At 67.7% G+C, this 17,498-nt stretch carries 24 protein-coding genes; 13 read left to right on the forward strand and 11 right to left on the reverse strand.

Annotated elements, in window-relative coordinates; translation table 11 throughout:
• Window positions 1-34 precede the first annotated feature (34 nt).
• The 3 genes from PMI12_RS01455 to PMI12_RS01465 are packed head-to-tail and all read left to right on the forward strand — an operon-like array spanning window position 35 to window position 3,091.
• Window positions 35-1,195, forward strand: coding sequence for an ATP phosphoribosyltransferase regulatory subunit (locus PMI12_RS01455; RefSeq protein ID WP_007828297.1), 1,161 nt, complete (start codon window positions 35-37; stop codon window positions 1,193-1,195).
• Between the two features lie 23 nt (window positions 1,196-1,218).
• Entirely contained in the window at window positions 1,219-2,550 is a 1,332-nt protein-coding gene (locus tag PMI12_RS01460) for an adenylosuccinate synthase (RefSeq protein ID WP_007828298.1), read from the forward strand.
• A gap of 16 nt (window positions 2,551-2,566) precedes the next feature.
• Window positions 2,567-3,091 (forward strand): phosphoribosyltransferase, encoded by a 525-nt coding sequence (locus PMI12_RS01465; protein ID WP_007828299.1) that lies wholly within the window; start codon window positions 2,567-2,569, stop codon window positions 3,089-3,091.
• A gap of 4 nt (window positions 3,092-3,095) precedes the next feature.
• Here the strand turns inward: PMI12_RS01465 and PMI12_RS01470 are convergent, their stop codons facing one another.
• Both PMI12_RS01470 and PMI12_RS29295 read right to left on the reverse strand, forming a co-directional pair.
• Window positions 3,096-3,545, reverse strand: a complete 450-nt coding sequence (locus PMI12_RS01470) for a VOC family protein (protein ID WP_007828305.1) — start codon at window positions 3,543-3,545, stop codon at window positions 3,096-3,098.
• A gap of 97 nt (window positions 3,546-3,642) precedes the next feature.
• On the reverse strand, window positions 3,643-4,029 hold the full coding sequence (locus PMI12_RS29295) for a helix-turn-helix domain-containing protein (protein ID WP_007828306.1): 387 nt from the start codon (window positions 4,027-4,029) through the stop codon (window positions 3,643-3,645).
• A 179-nt stretch (window positions 4,030-4,208) separates the two neighbouring features.
• Here PMI12_RS29295 and PMI12_RS29300 point away from each other — a divergent pair, with 179 nt between their 5' ends.
• From PMI12_RS29300 to PMI12_RS01485, 3 genes are all read left to right on the forward strand, one after another.
• Window positions 4,209-4,514 carry a hypothetical protein gene (locus tag PMI12_RS29300; RefSeq protein ID WP_237726031.1) on the forward strand — a complete coding sequence of 102 codons (306 nt, stop codon included), beginning with the start codon at window positions 4,209-4,211 and terminating at the stop codon, window positions 4,512-4,514.
• 79 nt (window positions 4,515-4,593) lie between these two features.
• Window positions 4,594-5,787, forward strand: a complete 1,194-nt coding sequence (locus tag PMI12_RS01480) for a PLP-dependent transferase (RefSeq protein ID WP_007828307.1) — start codon at window positions 4,594-4,596, stop codon at window positions 5,785-5,787.
• A gap of 114 nt (window positions 5,788-5,901) precedes the next feature.
• Window positions 5,902-6,105, forward strand: a complete 204-nt coding sequence (locus tag PMI12_RS01485; protein ID WP_007828308.1) for a hypothetical protein — start codon at window positions 5,902-5,904, stop codon at window positions 6,103-6,105.
• Window positions 6,106-6,170: 65 nt separating this feature from the next.
• On the opposite strand, the gene PMI12_RS01490 is transcribed toward PMI12_RS01485, so the two are convergent.
• Window positions 6,171-6,803 carry an arylesterase gene (locus PMI12_RS01490; protein ID WP_007828309.1) on the reverse strand — a complete coding sequence of 211 codons (633 nt, stop codon included), beginning with the start codon at window positions 6,801-6,803 and terminating at the stop codon, window positions 6,171-6,173.
• A 36-nt stretch (window positions 6,804-6,839) separates the two neighbouring features.
• Here PMI12_RS01490 and PMI12_RS01495 point away from each other — a divergent pair, with 36 nt between their 5' ends.
• From PMI12_RS01495 to rlmB, 4 genes are read left to right on the forward strand one after another with little or no spacing between them, the layout of a single operon-like run.
• Window positions 6,840-7,550, forward strand: coding sequence for an ABC transporter ATP-binding protein (locus PMI12_RS01495; protein WP_007828312.1), 711 nt, complete (start codon window positions 6,840-6,842; stop codon window positions 7,548-7,550).
• Window positions 7,551-7,601: 51 nt separating this feature from the next.
• A complete protein-coding gene (locus PMI12_RS01500; protein WP_007828314.1) occupies window positions 7,602-8,096 on the forward strand; it encodes a hypothetical protein in 495 nt (164 codons plus the stop codon).
• Between the two features lie 4 nt (window positions 8,097-8,100).
• Entirely contained in the window at window positions 8,101-9,084 is a 984-nt protein-coding gene (locus PMI12_RS01505; RefSeq protein ID WP_007828316.1) for a phage holin family protein, read from the forward strand.
• Window positions 9,085-9,127: 43 nt separating this feature from the next.
• Window positions 9,128-9,874: a 23S rRNA (guanosine(2251)-2'-O)-methyltransferase RlmB gene (gene rlmB, locus PMI12_RS01510; RefSeq protein WP_007828317.1), complete on the forward strand. Its 747-nt coding sequence runs from the start codon at window positions 9,128-9,130 to the stop codon at window positions 9,872-9,874.
• A gap of 12 nt (window positions 9,875-9,886) precedes the next feature.
• Here rlmB and PMI12_RS01515 read toward each other — a convergent pair whose 3' ends face one another.
• The 3 genes from PMI12_RS01515 to PMI12_RS01525 all read right to left on the reverse strand — a co-directional run bounded on the left by PMI12_RS01515 (window position 9,887) and on the right by PMI12_RS01525 (window position 12,075).
• The gene (locus PMI12_RS01515) at window positions 9,887-11,098 is read right to left on the reverse strand and encodes an NAD(P)/FAD-dependent oxidoreductase (protein ID WP_042672634.1); all 1,212 of its coding nucleotides are present in this window, start codon (window positions 11,096-11,098) and stop codon (window positions 9,887-9,889) included.
• A gap of 95 nt (window positions 11,099-11,193) precedes the next feature.
• Window positions 11,194-11,364, reverse strand: a complete 171-nt coding sequence (locus PMI12_RS29150) for a hypothetical protein (RefSeq protein ID WP_007828319.1) — start codon at window positions 11,362-11,364, stop codon at window positions 11,194-11,196.
• A gap of 123 nt (window positions 11,365-11,487) precedes the next feature.
• Entirely contained in the window at window positions 11,488-12,075 is a 588-nt protein-coding gene (locus PMI12_RS01525) for a helix-turn-helix domain-containing protein (RefSeq protein ID WP_007828320.1), read from the reverse strand.
• A gap of 49 nt (window positions 12,076-12,124) precedes the next feature.
• Between PMI12_RS01525 and PMI12_RS01530 the strand changes: the two genes are divergently transcribed.
• A complete protein-coding gene (locus tag PMI12_RS01530) occupies window positions 12,125-12,646 on the forward strand; it encodes a GNAT family N-acetyltransferase (RefSeq protein ID WP_007828321.1) in 522 nt (173 codons plus the stop codon).
• Here the strand turns inward: PMI12_RS01530 and PMI12_RS01535 are convergent.
• From PMI12_RS01535 to PMI12_RS01550, 4 genes are read right to left on the reverse strand one after another with little or no spacing between them, the layout of a single operon-like run.
• Window positions 12,643-13,119, reverse strand: a complete 477-nt coding sequence (locus PMI12_RS01535; RefSeq protein WP_007828322.1) for a DUF3237 domain-containing protein — start codon at window positions 13,117-13,119, stop codon at window positions 12,643-12,645. The two genes, PMI12_RS01530 and PMI12_RS01535, sit on opposite strands and share 4 nt — an antisense overlap.
• A 13-nt stretch (window positions 13,120-13,132) precedes the next feature.
• Window positions 13,133-14,104 carry an aldo/keto reductase gene (locus PMI12_RS01540; RefSeq protein ID WP_007828326.1) on the reverse strand — a complete coding sequence of 324 codons (972 nt, stop codon included), beginning with the start codon at window positions 14,102-14,104 and terminating at the stop codon, window positions 13,133-13,135.
• Window positions 14,105-14,152: 48 nt separating this feature from the next.
• Complete coding sequence (locus tag PMI12_RS01545; protein ID WP_042672610.1) at window positions 14,153-14,752, reverse strand: chromate transporter; 600 nt, start codon at window positions 14,750-14,752, stop codon at window positions 14,153-14,155.
• Window positions 14,749-15,318 (reverse strand): chromate transporter, encoded by a 570-nt coding sequence (locus PMI12_RS01550; RefSeq protein WP_007828328.1) that lies wholly within the window; start codon window positions 15,316-15,318, stop codon window positions 14,749-14,751. Before PMI12_RS01550 ends, PMI12_RS01545 begins: the two co-directional genes overlap by 4 nt.
• Window positions 15,319-15,403: 85 nt before the next feature.
• On the opposite strand from PMI12_RS01550, the gene PMI12_RS01555 reads away from it, so the two are divergent.
• Window positions 15,404-16,327 (forward strand): YihY/virulence factor BrkB family protein, encoded by a 924-nt coding sequence (locus PMI12_RS01555; RefSeq protein WP_007828329.1) that lies wholly within the window; start codon window positions 15,404-15,406, stop codon window positions 16,325-16,327.
• Window positions 16,328-16,330: 3 nt separating this feature from the next.
• Here PMI12_RS01555 and PMI12_RS01560 read toward each other — a convergent pair whose 3' ends face one another.
• Window positions 16,331-16,882, reverse strand: coding sequence for a DUF924 family protein (locus tag PMI12_RS01560; RefSeq protein WP_042672612.1), 552 nt, complete (start codon window positions 16,880-16,882; stop codon window positions 16,331-16,333).
• Between the two features lie 117 nt (window positions 16,883-16,999).
• Here PMI12_RS01560 and PMI12_RS01565 point away from each other — a divergent pair, with 117 nt between their 5' ends.
• On the forward strand, window positions 17,000-17,449 hold the full coding sequence (locus tag PMI12_RS01565; protein ID WP_007828331.1) for a CHRD domain-containing protein: 450 nt from the start codon (window positions 17,000-17,002) through the stop codon (window positions 17,447-17,449).
• The last annotated feature ends 49 nt before the right edge of the window (window positions 17,450-17,498 follow it).

The raw sequence follows: 17,498 nt of genomic DNA on the forward strand, positions 1-17,498 counted from the left end.
GTAGAATTCCGGTTTAACCACGCCCTCGATCCCCATGTCCGCCTGGGTCCTCCCGGATCACATTGCCGATGTGCTGCCCTCAGAGGCGCGCCACATCGAAGAACTTCGACGCCAGCTGCTCGATACCGCCCGTGGCTATGGCTACGAGCTGGTGATGCCGCCGCTGCTCGAACACCTCGAATCGCTGCTCTCGGGCACCGGCGAGGCGCTCGACCTCCAAACCTTCAAGCTCGTGGACCAGCTCTCCGGCCGCAGCATGGGCCTTCGCGCCGACACCACCCCTCAGGTGGCGCGCATCGATGCCCATCTGCTGAACCGCGACGGCGTGGCCCGCCTGTGCTACTGCGGCCCGGTGCTCCATACCCGGCCCGACCGCCCGCACGCCACCCGTGAGCCGCTGCAGTTCGGCGCCGAGATCTACGGCCATGCCGGGCTCGAGGCCGACACCGAAACCCTGCTGCTGGCGCTCGACTGCCTCGACGCCGCCGGCCTGCGCGAAGGCGTGATCGTCGACCTGGCCGATGCCCGCATCGTGCGCGCGCTGTTCGCCGGCGTACCGGTCGATGCCGCCACGCTGGCCCGGGTGCACGCTGCGCTGGCCGCCAAGGACGAGAGCGAGCTCGCTTCACTCACCAAGGACTTCCCTGCCGCCTCGCGCGAAGGGCTGCGCGCCCTGGTCCAGCTGTACGGCGACGCGTCGGTGCTCGACGAGGCCACCAAGGCCTTGAAGGGCACGCCTGCCGTCGGCGCCGCGCTGGCCGACCTGAAGCAGCTCGCTGCCGGCCTCCAGGGCGTGGCCGGCCGCCAGATCAGCTTCGACCTGGCCGACCTGCGCGGTTATGCGTACTACAGCGGCATGCGCTTCGGCATCTACGTGCCCGGCGCGGCCGATTCGTTGGTGCGCGGCGGCCGCTACGACGAAGTGGGGGCCGTGTTCGGCCGCAACCGTCCGGCCGTCGGCTTCAGCCTCGACGTGCGCGAGCTGGTCGGCGTGCTGCCGGCCCGCCCGCTGCGCGCCGCCATCCGCGCGCCCTGGAGCGATGCGGCCGGCCTGCGTCAGGCGATTGCCCAATTGCGCAAGTCCGGTGAAACGGTAGTCTGCGTGCTGCCGGGCCATGGCAGCGAAATCGATGAATTCCACTGCGACCGCGAGCTCGTCGAGCAAGCAGGCCAGTGGAGTGTCCGAGCGATCTGAATTTTTGAAGTAATGGAACGAGCATGAGCGTAACCACCGGAAGAAACGTGGTCGTCGTCGGTACCCAATGGGGCGACGAAGGCAAAGGCAAGCTGGTCGACTGGCTGACGGAAAGCGCCCAGGGCGTGGTCCGTTTCCAGGGCGGCCACAACGCGGGCCACACGCTGGTCATCAACGGTGTGAAAACCGCGTTGCACCTGATCCCGAGCGGCATCATGCGGCCCGGCGTCAAGTGCTACATCGGCAACGGCGTGGTGCTGTCGGCGGCCAAGCTGTTCGAGGAAATCGAAGGGCTGGAGAAGGCTGGCGTCGAGGTGCGTTCGCGCCTGCGCATCAGCGAGGCCTGCCCGCTGATCCTGCCGTTCCATGCCGCACTGGACATCGCGCGCGAGGCCTACCGCGAAAAGGGCGGCATCGAGAAGATCGGCACCACCGGCCGCGGCATCGGCCCGGCCTACGAAGACAAGATCGCACGCCGCGCACTGCGCGTGCAGGACCTGAAGCACCCCGAGCGCTTCGCCACCAAGCTGCGCGTGCTGCTCGACCTGCACAACCACGTGCTGACGCAGGTGCTGAGCGCGCCGGCCATCGATTTCGACGAAGTCTTCAACGAAGCGATGAGGCACGCCGAGCTGCTCAAGCCCATGATGGCCGACGTCTCGCGCGAACTGAACGACGCGAACAGGAACGGCGCCAACCTGCTGTTCGAAGGCGCCCAGGGCACGCTGCTCGACGTCGATCACGGCACCTATCCGTACGTCACCTCCAGCAACTGCGTGGCCGGCAATGCCGCCGCCGGTTCGGGCGTGGGCCCGGGCATGCTGCACTACATCCTCGGCATCACCAAGGCCTACTGCACGCGCGTGGGCGGCGGTCCGTTCCCCACCGAACTCGACTGGGCCACGCCCGGCACCCCCGGTTATCACATGAGCACCGTGGGCGCCGAAAAGGGCGTGACCACCGGCCGCAGCCGCCGTTGCGGCTGGTTCGACGCCGCGCTGCTCAAGCGCTCGGCGCAGGTCAACGGCCTGTCGGGCCTGTGCATCACCAAGCTCGACGTGCTCGACGGCCTCGAGAAGCTCGAGCTGTGCACCGGCTACGAACTCGACGGCGAGACCACCGACATCCTGCCGATGGGCGCGGACGAGATCGAGCGCTGCACGCCGATCTACGAAACCCTCGAAGGCTGGACCGAGAGCACCGTGGGAGTCACGCAGTACGACAAGCTGCCGGTCAATGCGCGCCTTTACCTGCAGCGCATCGAGCAGATCACCGGTGTGCCGATCCACATGGTGTCGACCAGCCCGGATCGCGACCACACGATCATGATGCGCCACCCCTACTTGGCCGACTGAAGAGGAAAAAAGACCCATGTTGACCGAAGACGGCAAGCATCTCTACGTCAGCTACGACGAGTACCACAACCTGATCGAGAAGCTCGCGATCAAGGTGTACCAGTCGGAATGGCAGTTCGACACCATCCTGTGCCTGGCGCGCGGCGGCATGCGCCCTGGCGATGTGCTCTCGCGCATCTTCAGCAAGCCGCTTGCCATCATGTCGACCAGCTCGTACCGCGCTGACGCGGGCACGGTGCAGGGCCATCTCGACATCGCGCGCTTCATCACGACACCCAAGGGCGAGATCGCTGGCAGGGTGCTGCTGGTCGACGACCTGGCCGACTCGGGCCACACGCTGCACGCCGTGATGGACATGCTGCGCAACAACTACAAGCCGATCACCGAACTGCGCAGCGCGGTGATCTGGACGAAGGCGCTGTCGACCTTCACGCCTGACTACTCGGTCGAATACCTGGCGACGAACCCCTGGATCCACCAGCCCTTCGAAGGCTACGACTCGCTCGGCGCCGAGAAGCTGATCGAGAAGTGGTCGGTCTGATCTCTCAGCCGGCGCCGCCGAGCATATCGGTGTAGCGCCGCTGCATTTCTTCCGGCGTCAGCTTCTCGATGCTGTGCCCCACGTTCCAGCGATGGCCGAAGGGGTCGCGAAAAACGCCGGAGCGTTCCCCGTAGAACTGATCCTGCGGTGCCATGTCGAGCGTGGCGCCTGCAGCGACTGCGCGCGCCACCAACGTGTCGGCATCGTCCACATGCAGGTGCAGCGTGACGGCCGTGCCGCCCAGCGTCTTCGCACTGTGGATGTTGAACTCGGCGAATTCGTCCGAGATCATCAGGATCGCGCCGTTGTGGAAGTCCAGCTCCGCGTGGCCGATGCGTCCGCTGGGTTCGGTCAGGCGAAAGATTTCCTTCACCTCGAAGACCTTGCAGTAGAACTCGATGGCTGCGCCGGCATCATGGACGCAGAGGTACGGAAACAGCTCGTGGATCGCCATGGTTTGTTGTCCCTTCGGGTTGAGATGGGCGCGATTCTGGCGCTCGCCGCAAATCGGGTCTTGAACAATTTTGACCTGCGGGGGCGTAGCAGGCCGCTCAGATCCGCACGTGCCGCGAGGACGCCGGCGCCGCCCGCCGGTACGCCTGCGGCGACATGCCGGCAATGGCCAGGAAGTCGCGATTGAAGTGCGCCTGGTCGCTGTAGCCGGCCTGCAGCGCCAGCTCGACCCAGCGTTGGGCCGGGGCGGTGGCGAACTGGCCGATCACGCGGTCGAAGCGCAGCATGCGCGCGTACTGCTTGGGTGCCAGGCCGGTCATGCCGCGAAAGAGCGCGATGAAGCGCCTGTGGCTGTAGCCGCTTTGCTTCACCAGTTCGCCGATGGCACCGGCTTGCCCGTCGTTGTCGTTGGCACTCGCGCTGGACATCCGGGCCAGTGCCTGCGCCACCGCGGGGGTGCAGGCCGCGCAGGGAGGACGAGGCAAGGCGCGCGCTCAGCAGGGCTGCGACGATGGCGAGCTGCCGCGCCTGCGAGTCGGTGCCGTGCAGCTGTTCGAGCGCGAAGCCCGCATCGGCACCCCAGAGCGCTTCGAGCGGGGTGTGGCGCCCGGCCAGCGCATCTTCCGGCGCCCCGAGCAGCGCCCTGGCCGCGCCCGGCTGCAGCATGACGCCGACCGAACGCGTCGCAACGGACACATCGCGCACGAAGAAGGCCGAGCGGGTGCCGCCTACCATGGCCGTAGCCCACCGTGAAGCCCTGCGCATCGGCATCGTCGCGAAACAGGCGCAATGGCGGCCCCGAGAGCCGGAAGACCAGGTGCATGCCGCCGGTGGGCAGCACATGCTCGCGCACACCCGGGCGCTCGGCAGGCTTGCCCCCGGGCGACGAGGCCCACATCAGCCGCACGAAGGGCCGCAGGTGAGAAGGGGCAAGGCGCGTCAGTTGCACGATCGCGAGCTTCTTCCATGAAGCGGGCTCTGGCCCATCCGCGCATTGTGCGATGGAACGCGTGCCGGAGGCACCGGGCCGGCCGCGATAGCATCCACCCATGAGCAAGCCTTCCACGACCCTGATCCACCACCCCTACGTTCCGCCCGCCACCTTCGCTGCGCCGCAGCCCGGCGTTTTCAAGGCATCGACGGTGTTCTTCGCCGACGTGGCCGCCATGCGCGCGCGCGACTGGCGCACCAAGGCCGGCTACACCTACGGCCTGCACGGCACGCCCACCACCTTCACGCTGGAAGAGCGCCTGGCCACGCTCGAAGGCGGCACCGAGTGCCTGCTCGTGCCCAGCGGGCTGGCGGCCATCTCGCTGGTCTCGTTCGCTTTCCTCAAGACCGGCGACGAGGTGCTGATCCCGGACAACGCCTACGGACCCAACAAGGCGCTTGCCACCGGCGAACTGGCGAACTTCGGCATCACCCATCGCCTGTACGACGCGATGAACCCGGCCGACCTCGCGGCCAAGCTGTCGGACCGCACGCGGCTGGTCTGGGTGGAAGCAGCGGGCTCGGTGACGATGGAGTTTCCCGATCTGCCCGCGCTCGTGAACGTCTGCCGCGCGCGCGGCGTGATGACGGCGCTCGACAACACCTGGGGCGCGGGCCTGGCCTTCGCGCCCTTCGATTTCAACGGCAGCGGGCAGGGCGTCGACATCTCGGTGCACGCGCTCACCAAGTACCCGAGCGGCGGCGGCGACGTGCTCATGGGCAGCGTGATCACGCGCGACGAGCGGCTGCACCGCGCGCTCAAGCTCACGCACATGCGCATGGGTTGGGGCATCGGCGTGGGCGACGTGGAAACGCTGCTGCGTTCGCTGCCCAGCATCGCGCTGCGCTATGCCGCGCACGACCGCTCGGCGCGCGAACTGGCCGGCTGGCTCAACGGCTGCGAAGAGATTGCGCAGGTGCTGCACCCCGCGCTCGAAGACTCGCCGGGCCACACCCACTGGCGTGCGCTGTGCGGCGCCACCGACCTCGCGGCGGGCCTGTTCTCGGTGGTATTCGACGAGCGCTACAGCACCGAGCAGGTCGATCGTTTCTGCGACAGCCTGCGGCTGTTCCGGCTCGGCTACTCGTGGGGCGGCCCGATCAGCCTCGTGGTGCCTTATGACATCGGCCTGATGCGCGACGCCGGCGTGGCGCGCTGGCCCTACAAGGGCACGCTCGTTCGTTTTTCCATCGGCCTCGAAGACGTGGAGGACCTGCGCGCCGACCTTCAGCAGGCATTGGCGCGGATGTAAAAAATCGCTTCGCGCTCCCTGCGAGCGTCATGGGGTACCGTCTCGAGACCGCACCGTTATCGCTTACAGTAGGCCACGTGCAGTCACCCTGACTGCCTCGCCCAAGGAGAAGCAGTGGCAACACCCAATTACGGCTACGAGAAGCGCCAGAAAGAGCTGGCCAAGAAGAAAAAGAAGGAAGAGAAGCTCCGGGAAAAGGCGAACCGCAAACTCAGCCCGAGCAGCGACGGCTTGGCCCCCGGAGACCCGGAAACCGACATGGCCTCGCTCGAACGCGATCCACCCACCGTGCCCGAGTTGCCCACCAAGAACGGTTGATCCGCTCCTGGCGTACCGATCGAGAAGAAGCCGCCGCAGGCCTGTGCCTGCGGCGGCTTTTTCCATTACCTGGGCAGCAGCTTGCGCAATTCGGGCCAGACGTTGTCGAGCAGTTGCGGCTGTGCCGCGGCCGTCGGATGGATGCGGTCGGACTGGAACAGCGAGAGCGCATCGGGCGCATCGGCCACGCCGTTGAGCAGGAAGGGAACGAGCGCGGACCTGGTGGCGCCAGCCACCTTGGAAAACACCGCCTCGAAGCGCCGCGTGTAGTCGCCGCCATAGTTCGGCGGCACCTGGATGCCGACGATCAGCACCTTCGCGCCCGCAGCCTGCGCGGCCCTGGCGATTTGCAGCAGGTTGCTTTCCGTGTCCGACAGCGGCAGGCCGCGCAAGGCGTCGTTGGCGCCGAGCTCGATCACCACGTGGCTGGGCTTGTGCTGCGCGAGCAGCGACGCAAAGCGGGCTCGCCCACCGGAACTGGTGTCGCCGCTGATGCTGGCGTTGACCACCGTGGCCGGGATCTTCTGCTGCGCAAGCCTTTTTTCCAGCAAGGGTACCCAGCCTTCGCCGCGCTTGAGGCCGTACTCTGCGCTCAGCGAATCGCCGAGCACCAGGATCACCGGCTTGCCGGTTGCCACAGCCTGGGCCTGCGCCGCGGCCGTCCATGTCCCCGCGCTGCCGAGCGCGGCGGTGGTCAAGATAAAGTCACGTCGATTCAAAACCAAAGCCTTTCCATGTCCCAACCCCCGTCTGATGCCATTGTCGCCGTCGAGCATGTCTTCAAGTCCGTCACGGACTCGACCGGCACGCTGGACATTCTGCAGGACATCGATTTCACCCTCGGCGCGCGGGAAACCGCTGCCATCGTCGGCGCCTCGGGCTCCGGCAAGAGCACCTTGCTGTCGATCATCGCGGGGCTGGACACGCCCACGCGCGGCACGGTGCGCATCGCCGGCGAGGACATCTTCGCCATCGACGAGGACGAGCGCGCAGCGGTCCGGGCGCAGCGCGTGGGCTTCGTGTTCCAGAGCTTCCAACTGCTCGGCAACCTCAGCGCGCTTGAAAATGTGATGCTCCCGCTGGAGTTGGCCAACCGCAAGGACGCCCGCAAGGCAGCCACCGAAATGCTCGGCCGCGTCGGGCTTGGGCAGCGGCTCGGCCACTATCCCAAGGTGCTCTCGGGCGGCGAACAGCAGCGCGTGGCGCTGGCACGTGCCTTCGTGGTCCAGCCCGCGCTGCTGTTGGCCGACGAGCCCACCGGCAGCCTCGACTTCGCAACGGGCGAGCAGGTGATGCGGCTGATGTTCGACCTCAACCGCGAATTGGGCACCACGCTCGTGCTCGTCACCCACGACCGCGGCATCGCGGCGCAGTGCGAACGCCGCATCACGATCGAGGCCGGGCACGTCTCGCTTAATGAAAAAGTGGCTCTGGCGCCCGCATGACAAGCGCACTAAGCTATCAAATGAATAGCGAGTCAACTCGAGGAGATAGCCATGGAGGAACTTCCGCAGGACGCCGTCCTGGCGCTGCAGCGCGGCAGGATGATCGAGGCCATCAAGATCGTGCGCAATCGCACGGGCATGGACCTCAAGGCGGCCAAGGAAGCCGTCGATCGCTATGCCGACCGGCAGGAAGCAGGGGATGGCGATGCCGCCTGCGGACGCTGCGCGCCCACTGCCGCAAGGCAGGACCGCGGCTTTGCGGCTATGCCCTCCACCGCGCTCGCGGCCCTGGCGAGGGGCAACAAGATCGAGGCCATCCGCCTTACCCGCGAAGCCACCGGCCTGAGCCTGGCCGCGGCGAAGCGGCTGGTCGACAACCACGAGGATCCGTCGGGCATCGGCTTCGGCCCGCTGACCCGGCACATGCCCCGGTGCTCGATGAACGAACCGGGCCGCGAGCACGGCGGTGGCTACAGATGGCTGCCGGCGTTGATCATCGCGATGGCCGCGCTCATGATCTGGCTGTATTTCGGCAGAGGGGCTTGAGCCGATGATCGTTCCCCAGTTCTGGGCGGAAGGCCGTATCCAGGAGCGTGTCGCGGGCAAGCAGTTCACCGTGCGCCGCTATGGCTGGTCCGACGAGAGCCCGATCGCCGCGCAGGCGCATGCCGACCAGCGCACGCGCGACGCCTTCGACCGCATCGTCCACCAGGGCGAGAAGCTCGACCGCCGCGAGCGCAAAGTGCCCTACAACGGCGCCGATGGCGTGCCGATCCGCGAGGAAATCGTCGAGCGCCATGGCGACACCGTCATCACGCGCAACACCTACGGCGCGCGCTGCCTCAATACGCCCGATGTGCTGTTCGTCGACATGGATTTCGAGGAGCCCCTGCGCGGCAGCGTGTTCGGCTTTGCGCTGGTGCCGGCGCTGATCGCAGGCGTGGTCGGCGGCTGGGCCGCCAAGACCTGGCTGGGTGGACTGATCGCGGCCATCGTGGTCTTCGCCGTGGCCTGGGTCATCGGGCAGCGCAAGAAGCGCGGCGAGCCCAGCGGCAACCCCGTGCCGGAGAAGCAGGCGGCCGAGCGCATCGCGCGCTTCATGCAGCAGCACCCCGACTGGAACCTGCGCATCTACCGCACGCCCGCGGGCTTCCGGGTGCTGGCGATGCACGATGTCTTCAGCCCGTCCGACACCGCGGTGGCCGACTGCTTCCAGGCGCTGGGCGTCGACAAGATCTACGCGCGCATGTGCCGCAACCAGAACTGCTTTCGCGCCCGGGTGAGCGCCAAGCCTTGGCGGATCGGCATCGGCGACCACATGCGGCCCCGGCCGGGCGTGTGGCCGGTGTCGCCCGACAAGCTGCCCGCGCGCGACGCCTGGATCGCGCGCTACGAAAAGGCCGCCGAAGGCCATGCCGCCTGCCAGTACCTGGAGAGCGTGGGCAATGGCGGGAAGGTGCATCCGAGTGCGCTGGCGGTGCAGGAACTGCACGACGAGCGCACTCGCGCGCTCAGCGGTTTGCCGCTCGCTTGACGGGCCTTTGGGGCAGGGGCGCGCGGCACTCGATAATCGGGGGATGTCTTCTCCCAAAGTGATCTTCGGCTTCCATGCCGTGGGCGTGCGCATCAAGACCGCGCCGAAATCGGTGCTCGAAGTGATGTTCGACGCCAGCCGGCGCGATGCGCGCATGAAACAGTTCATCGCGCGTGCGCAGGAAGCCGGCGTGCGGCTGGTCGAGGCCGATGGCCTGCGGCTGTCCAAGCTCAGCGGCAGCCACGGCCACCAGGGCGTGGTGGCGCGGGTCGAACCTGTGGCACAGGTCCGCTCGCTCGACGAACTGCTCGAAGGCCTCGAAGAGGCCGGCACCGTGCCCCTGCTGCTGGTGCTCGACGGCGTGACCGACCCGCACAACCTCGGTGCTTGCCTGCGCGTGGCCGACGGCGCCGGCGCGCACGCGGTCATCGCCCCCAAGGACCACGCGGCCGGCATCAATGCCACCGTGGCCAAGGTGGCGAGCGGCGCGGCCGAGACGGTGCCGTACTTCATGGTCACCAACCTTGCGCGCACGCTGAACGAACTCAAGGAACGCAACATCTGGTGCGTGGGCACCAGCGACGACGCGCCGGGCACGATCTATCAGAGCGACTTCAAGCGCCCCCTGGCACTGGTGCTGGGCGCCGAGGGCGAAGGCATGCGGCAGCTCACGCGCAAGACCTGCGACGAACTGGTGAGCATCCCGATGGCCGGCGCGGTCGAGAGCCTGAACGTCTCGGTGGCGAGCGGCGTGTGCCTCTACGAGGCGATGCGGCAACGCGGCGCCTGAGCGTCTTTCGGGCTAGTTTCCTGGCGACGATCCACCCTTGCGGTGGAAGTAGATGAGTTCGGCCACCCGCCGCATCTGCGGCGTCCCCAGCAGGTGGTTGAACATCCAGTCGCTCTGGAAGTGGTCGAAGGCCCAGCGCAGCGTGCGCTTGAGGCGAAAGCCGGGATAGCTGCGCACGAACCACGTGGCGGGATCGCCGGCCTCGCGGCGCACGAAGCGCGCAACAGCCTCGCCCGCGCGCTGGCCGTGCAGCAGCGCCGTGTGGATGCCGCCTGCCGTCACCGGCGACACCATGCCGGCCGCATCGCCCACCAGCAGCGCCCGTTCCCGCGCCACCACCGGCAGCACGCCGCCGCACGGGATCATGCCCGCGCGCACCGCGACCGGCGGCGCATTGCCGGGCGCGACCACCGGCGCGATCTTGCGCAGCAGGGGGTCGAGCTTCAGCGCCCCGGCATGGTGGTGCGCCACGCGGCGCGCCAGTCCGATCTGGCTGACGCCCACGCCCTGGAGCGCCCAGCCGATGTAGCCGGGCGCGAGCCTGCGGTCGATGAAGCAATGCAGCAGGCCCGGAGCCATCAGCGCGCCCTGGTATTCATGCTCGATGCCGTAGAGGAAGCGCGTGTTGCGTGACAGTCCTAGCGTCTTGGCAACGCGCGAATGGGGCCCGTCGGCGCCCACGAGGTAGGTGGCCGTGATGCAGGGTCCCTGCATCACCGGCACTTCCCAGTGTCCGTTGACCCACAGTGCCTGCTCGAACAGCGTGCCCAGCCGCACGTCGACGCCGCAGTCGCGCGCCGAACCCACCATCCAGTCGAGCAGCGCTGGCGCGTCGGTGGCCCAGAACCAGTAGCCTGGTGCGTGCAGGTCGACGTGGCGCATGTTGGGGGCATACAGGCGCACCCCTTCGATCCGGCGCACGAGCGCGGGCGGCACCTCTGACAGCCAGGGCACGCTGTCGACCGCGTCCTTGACGATGATGCCCGTGGTGTGAAGCTTGGCCCCGGCGCTGGCCTTCTTCTCCACCACCATCACGCTGAGGCCCGCGAGGGCGGCCGCCCGCGCGCAGGCGAGGCCGGCAAAGCTCGCGCCCACCACGAGCAGGTCGACCTTGAGGCCGCCCACATGGTCGGCCGGGGGAAGGGGCGAAGGCGCTGCCGAAGAGGCAGGCGAAAAGAGGGGAGAAAAGAAACTGGAAGAAGAACTGGGAGAAGAGGTGTGCATGGAGGCCGCCGACTTGAAGCAATGCGCACCGCGTTCCGCGATGCGCATGCGAAGTTAGCGACCCTCTGTGCGTGCGGCGTGAAGCCTTCGTGAACTCAGGAAGGATCCTTGCTGCGTGTGCGGCTCACCGCGCTGAAGATGCCGATGCCCAGCAGGATCACCACGCCGATGCCGATGTAGAGCGAGGGTACGCCGGCCACGGAGGCGCCCCAGGCGAGGCCGGCCAGGAAAATCAGGAAACCGATCAGGTAGAGCACGAAAGACATAGTCGTTCCTCTGGAAGCCACGATGGCTTGCAGTATCCCGGGCCGTGCCAACCGTCGCACCGGTGCGCGCCGACTGTGCATGTGGGAGCTTGCCTACCCTGCGGACGCTGCCCGAGGCCCGCGCTACTGCGGACTGGCCGCCAACAGGTAGCGGCAGCCGGTGCGGCCCAGCGCCTTGAAGGCCAGCGGCCGGTCGACGCCGAAGTCGAGGCAGTCGCCGGGCGAGAGCTCGAAGCGCTCGTCGCCGTAGTCGACCCGGAGGGCGCCCTCGAGCATCCACAGGCATTGCCGGTACGGCTTGCCGCTCCAGCGCGGGTAGTCGACCTGTGCCGAGCGCGGCAGTTCGACCTCGACCAGTTCGACGCCGCCCCCCCGGCGCTCGGCGACCTGCCGGCGCAGGTAGCCTGCCTTCGGGTCGCGCCAGATCTCCTGTTCGGCGCGAGTGCGCAGCCGCTGCGGCTGCTCCCTCTCCTCGGTGAGAAGCTGCGCCAGCGGTACGCCGAGCCCGGCGGCCAGCCGTCCCAGCAGAACGGCCGTGGGGCTGCTCTGGGCGCGCTCCACCTTGGAGATCATGGCCTTGCTCACCCCCGAGCGCTCGGCCAGGTCCGCAAGGCTCAGTGCCTGCACCTGCCGCAGCGCCAGCAGCCGGGCGGCGATGAGCGTGTCGATGTCCGGGCCGGACGCGCTGGTTGTCGTTGGATCGTTTCTCATATGAGATTATTATTCTCTTATATTGAACGAAACTTCAAAGAGGAAAACCATGCGTCTCATCTCCTGCAGCGAGGAAACCCACGCCGCCGCGATACTGGCGATCCTCAACGAGGCCATCGCCACCTCCACCGCGCTGTACGACTACAAGCCGCGCACGCCCGAGAACATGGTCGCGTGGTTCGCCGCCAAGCGCGCCCACGGCTTCCCGGTGATCGGCGCGGAGGACGACAGCGGCAAGCTGCTGGGCTTCGCGAGCTATGGCGCTTTCCGCGCCTTTCCCGCCTACAAGTACACGGTGGAGCACTCGGTGTACGTCGACAGCGCGCACCGCGGCGAAGGCCTGGGCCGCACGCTGATGGAGGCGATCATTGCCGAGGCGATGGCGCGCGACATGCACGTGATGGTCGGCGCCATCGACGCCGCCAACGCCGGCAGCATCGCGCTGCACGAGCGCCTGGGTTTCGAGCATTCGGGCACCGTGCGGCAGGCCGGCTTCAAGTTCGGCCGCTGGCTCGACGTGGCCTTCTATCAGCGCATTCTTGCGACGCCGCTGAACCCGGTAGACGGTTAGACCAGCGTGTAGAAGCGCATCACCACTTCGGCAGGGTGGCGCACGCCGGCCCCGGTGAACATGCGCTCGTTGATCCACCGCAGCGAAGGCGACGCGGTCTCGAAGCGCGGGCTGCAGCGGAAATACACCTGCGACGGATCGACCGGTTCGCCGCGCAGCAGCCTGCCCATCACCTCGGGCGAGGCCGAGCGCACAGCGTGGTTCTGGGCGTAGACGAGGTCACCCGCATCGGTCTCGAGGCCGTAGCGCGCGTCGAGCTCGGAGAGCGTATCGCTCACGATCAGCTGGAAGTCGCTGCCGCCCGGCAGCACGCGCGCCCGCCAGCCGTGGCCGATGGCCTCGCCGCCGGTGATCGGCACCACGCGGCGCAATCCGCGCTGGCTGCTACCCAGCACCTGCGGCACGCCCACCTCGACGCGCAGGTCAGCGAAGTGCTCGAGCGCAGGGGCTGCGATGGAGTCGAACACACTCATTGCCGTTGGCCGTTCAGGCTGCGGGTTGGGTTTCAGCGCTGGCGCGATCGAGCATTTCGATGGTGCCTGCGTCGAGCTTCAGCTGTGTCGCGACCACGAGCTCTTCGAGCTGGCCGATGGAGGTGGCGCTGGCGATGGGCGCCGTCATGCCCGGCCGCGCGATCTGCCACGCAATGGCGACCTGGCCCGGCTTGGCGTTGTACTGCTGGGCCACCTTGTCGAGTGCGTCGAGGATGCGCAGGCCGCGCTCGTTGAGGTATTTCCTGGTGGTGTTGGCGCCGCGCGGGCTCTTGGCCGCATCGGCCTCGGTGCGGTACTTGCCCGTGAGGAAGCCGGCCGCCAGCGCGTAGAAGTTGATCACGCCCACTTCGCGCTTCAGGCACAGCGGCTCCAGCGCGTCCTCGAACACCGCGCGGTCGTACAGGTTGTAGAGCGGCTGCAGGCTTTCATAGCGGGCAATGCCCAGGCGCTCCGACACGTCGAGCGCCTCGGCCAGCCGCGGCGCGCTGTAGTTCGAGGCGCCGATGGCGCGCACCTTGCCTTCCTTGATCAGCTTGTCGAAGGCGCCGAGCGACTCCTGGAGGGGCGTGCCGGCGTCATCGTCGTGCGACTGGTAGAGGTCGATGTAGTCCGTCTGCAGGCGCTTGAGCGAGGCCTCGACAGCTTCGCGGATGTATTGGGGCGACAGGCCCGACTTGCCTTCTCCCATCGGCTTGCCGACCTTGGTGGCCAGCACCACGCGGTTGCGCTTGCCGCTCTGCTTGAGCCATTTGCCGATGATGGTCTCGGACTCGCCGCCGACGTGGCCCGGAACCCAGGCCGAATAGACGTCGGCGGTGTCGATGAAGTTGAATCCCGCGTCCAGCCAGGCATCGAGCAGCTTGAACGACGCTGCCTCGTCGACGGTCCAGCCGAACACGTTACCGCCGAAGGCGAGCGGGGAAACCAGGAGGCCGGAGCGGCCGAGCGGACGAAGTTGCGACATGTCGAGGTGTTCCTGAGTAAGACGAAGGAATGCGAAAGATGAGAGCGGTCAGACGAAGCCCACAGCGCCCAGGATCGCCCCGGCGCCGAGCAGCCAAAGCAGGTGGATGCGCGTGCGCCAGACGATGAGTGCGGTCGCGCCGCTCAGCAGCCACAGGTGCCATGCAGGCGCATCGCCGGCATGGTTGCCGGCGGCCAGCACCCAGCCGGTAGCGATCAGCAGGCCCACGACCACGGGTGCCATGCCCTGCTTGAACGCGCGCACTTCGCGCCGCGTGCGGTTTCGGTGGCCCCAGCGCGTGGCGAAGTAGGTGAGGGTGGTGCTCGGCAGCATGATGCCGACCATGGTGACCGTCAGGCCGAAGCAACCGAGCGCCCAGGCCGGGAGCCCGGCGCCGATGCCGCCGCCCGCGTTGAGGCCGACGTTCCAGCCCATCAGCGCCACGAACAGCACGTTGGGCCCGGGTGCGGCCTGTGCGATGGCGACCGAGGAACTGAACTGCGCATCGGTGAGCCAACCGTTCTGGGCCACGAGGTAGCGGTGCATGTCGGGCACGGTGGTGATGGCGCCGCTGATCGACAGCAGCGACAGCAGCATGTATTGCCCGAACAGCGCCAGCCAGTCGTGCCATTGCATCGCGATGCTCATGCGGGGATTTTCTTCCAGGTCCACACGCAGGCCACGCCCCCCACCACCAGCAGCACCCAGCCGAGCGGCATCTTGAGCACCACGATGGCCACGAACACCAGCGCCATGAAGGCGAGGCAGGCTGCGAAGCCCAGCGGGTGCTTGCGCAGCTGCGGCACCAGCTTGATGCCGGTCGCGGCAATCAGTCCGCCCGACACCGCGCCCATGCCGCGCAGCGCCGCCGCCACTTGAGGGTTGCCCGCGTAGTGCGCGTACAGCACGGCCAGCGCGAGGATGACGACCATCGGAATGGCCAGCATGCCCGCCACGGCGGCGAGCGCTCCGCGCAGGCCGAAGTAGCGGTCGCCGATCATCAGGCCGAGGTTGATCACGTTGGGCCCCGGCATCACCTGCGCCACGGCCCAGTCTTCGAGGAACTGCTCGGGCGTGAGCCATTTCTTCTTCTCGACCATCTCGCGCTGGACGATGGCGAGCACGCCGCCAAAGCCCTGCAGCGCGAGCCAGGTGAATGAAAGGAACAGGTCGCGTGGCGACTGGGGCTGGGCGGCGGGGGGAGACGGGTGCATGTGGAGCGATTATCGTAGGCAGGCTTTCAACTTGCCGGGCAACGGACTGACACGGCACCGGGCGGCTTCACTGAGAAACTTCGGCATGCTCATGCAACTGCGCGCACTCTTCGATCTTTGCCAGCGGGCCTTCAATTCCTGGTCGAACGACTACGCGCCGAGCATGGGCGCGGCGCTGGCGTACTACACGGTGTTCTCGATCGCGCCGCTGCTGCTGATCGTGATCTCGGTGGCCGGCCTGGTGTTCGGGGAAGAGGCCGCGCGCGGCGAGATCTTCGCGCAGCTCGCCGGGCTCATGGGTGCACAGGGCGCGGCGGCGGTGCAGGGCATGCTGCAGGCCGTCAACAAGCCGGCCGAGGGCATCGTCGCGACGGCGATCGGGGTCGGGTTGCTGGTGGTGGGCGCCACCACCGTCTTCGGCGAGCTGCAGGATGCGCTCGACCGCATCTGGCGCGCGCCGGCCCGCGCCAAGAACAGGGGGCTGTTCAACCTGCTGCGCGTGCGGCTGCTGTCGTTCGGCATGATCATGGGCATCGGCTTCCTGCTCATGGTGTCGCTGGTGGCGAGCGCGGCACTCGCGGCGCTGGGCAAGTGGTGGTCGCCGGTGTTCGGCCCCTGGGAGGCGGCGGCGCAGGCCGTCAACTTCGTCTTCAGCTTCGCGATGGTGACGGTGATCTTCGCGATGATCTACAAGATCATGCCGCGCGCCAGGGTGCAGTGGCGCGACGTGTGGATCGGGGCAGGCGTCACTGCGCTGCTCTTCACCGTGGGCAAGCACCTCATCGGGCTGTACATCGGCAAGAGCAGCGTCGCCTCGGGCTACGGGGCCGCGGGCTCGCTGGTGGTGGTGCTGGTGTGGGTGTACTACTCGGCGCAGATCTTCCTGCTGGGAGCCGAGTTCACCTGGGTCTATGCGCGCACCTACGGCTCGATGAAGGATACCAAGGGCGCGGGCGACCTGAATCCGTCCCCGACGCGCGAAGCGCCGCTTCCACACAACGACGCCTGAGCGTCAGCCGGCAAAGCCGCCTTCGTCGAGAAAGCGCTGTTCTTCCGCCGTGCTGCTGCGACCGAGCATCCTGTTGCGGTGCGGAAAACGGCCGAAGCGCGCAATGATGTCGCGGTGCAGCACTGCATAGCGCTGCGTGTTGGCGTCGAGCGCCGCGTTGAGTTCGACCGAGCGCTCCTGCTCGGCCAGCACCTCGGAGTGCATGAAGGGCAGGTAGAAGAAGGGGCGCAGCGCCGGCTCGCACTGCCGGTCGAAGCCCGCAGCTACCGCCTGCTTCGCCACGGCCAGCGCCTTGCCATCGGTAGCCAGCATGTGCGGATTGCCGCGCCAGGTGTTGCGAGGGAACTGGTCGAGCAGCACCAGAAGGGCCAGCGCACCTTCGGCATCGGACGCCCAGTGGTCGAGCTCGCCGCGGGCTGCAGCCTGATGGGCTTGCGAGAAGCGGGCGGAGAAATCGGCGTCGAAGGAATCATTCTTGGCGAACCAGCGGCCGGGACCGGCTTCGCGCCAGAAATCGGCCACGTCGCGGGCGCTGGGAAGGGGGGTGGAAGTCATCGCCGCATTCTCTTCCAGCCGCCTGGGCGCCATCAAAGTCGGGGTGGTGGCCGACAAGACAAGAACCGCGGCGCTGCCTATGCTGTGGAGGTTTTCATAACTCAGGAGATCAAGCTCATGACCAACTATGGCACTCTTTTGCGCGCAGCTCTCGTCACCGCGGTGGCCAGTGCCGCGCTGGTCGGCTGCGGGATGATGTCGAAGTCGAACGTGGCGAGCTTCAGCGGCGCGATGAACGCGGCCAGCGAAGTCCCGCCCAACATGACGCGCGGCAGCGGCATGGCCGAGGCCTGGCTCAACCGCGACACCAACGTGCTCAAGTACAAGATCACCTACAGCGGCCTGAGCGGCCCGGCCACCATGGCGCACTTCCACGGCCCGGCCGCCGCCGGCGCCAATGCCGGCGTGGTGCTGCCCTTCGCCAACCCGGCGAGCCCGATCGAAGGCCAGGCCACGCTCACGCCGGCACAGGCCGCCGACCTGGCTGCGGGCAAGTGGTACGCCAACGTGCACACCGCCGCCAACCCGGGCGGCGAGATCCGCGGACAGATGCTGCCGAAGATGTGACATCGTTCCGGGGCGGCAAGCCCTGGTCAGGTTGGCGTCGCGGGGCTGG

The organism is Variovorax sp. CF313 (assembly GCF_000282635.1).
Taxonomy (GTDB): Bacteria; Pseudomonadota; Gammaproteobacteria; order Burkholderiales; family Burkholderiaceae_C; genus Variovorax.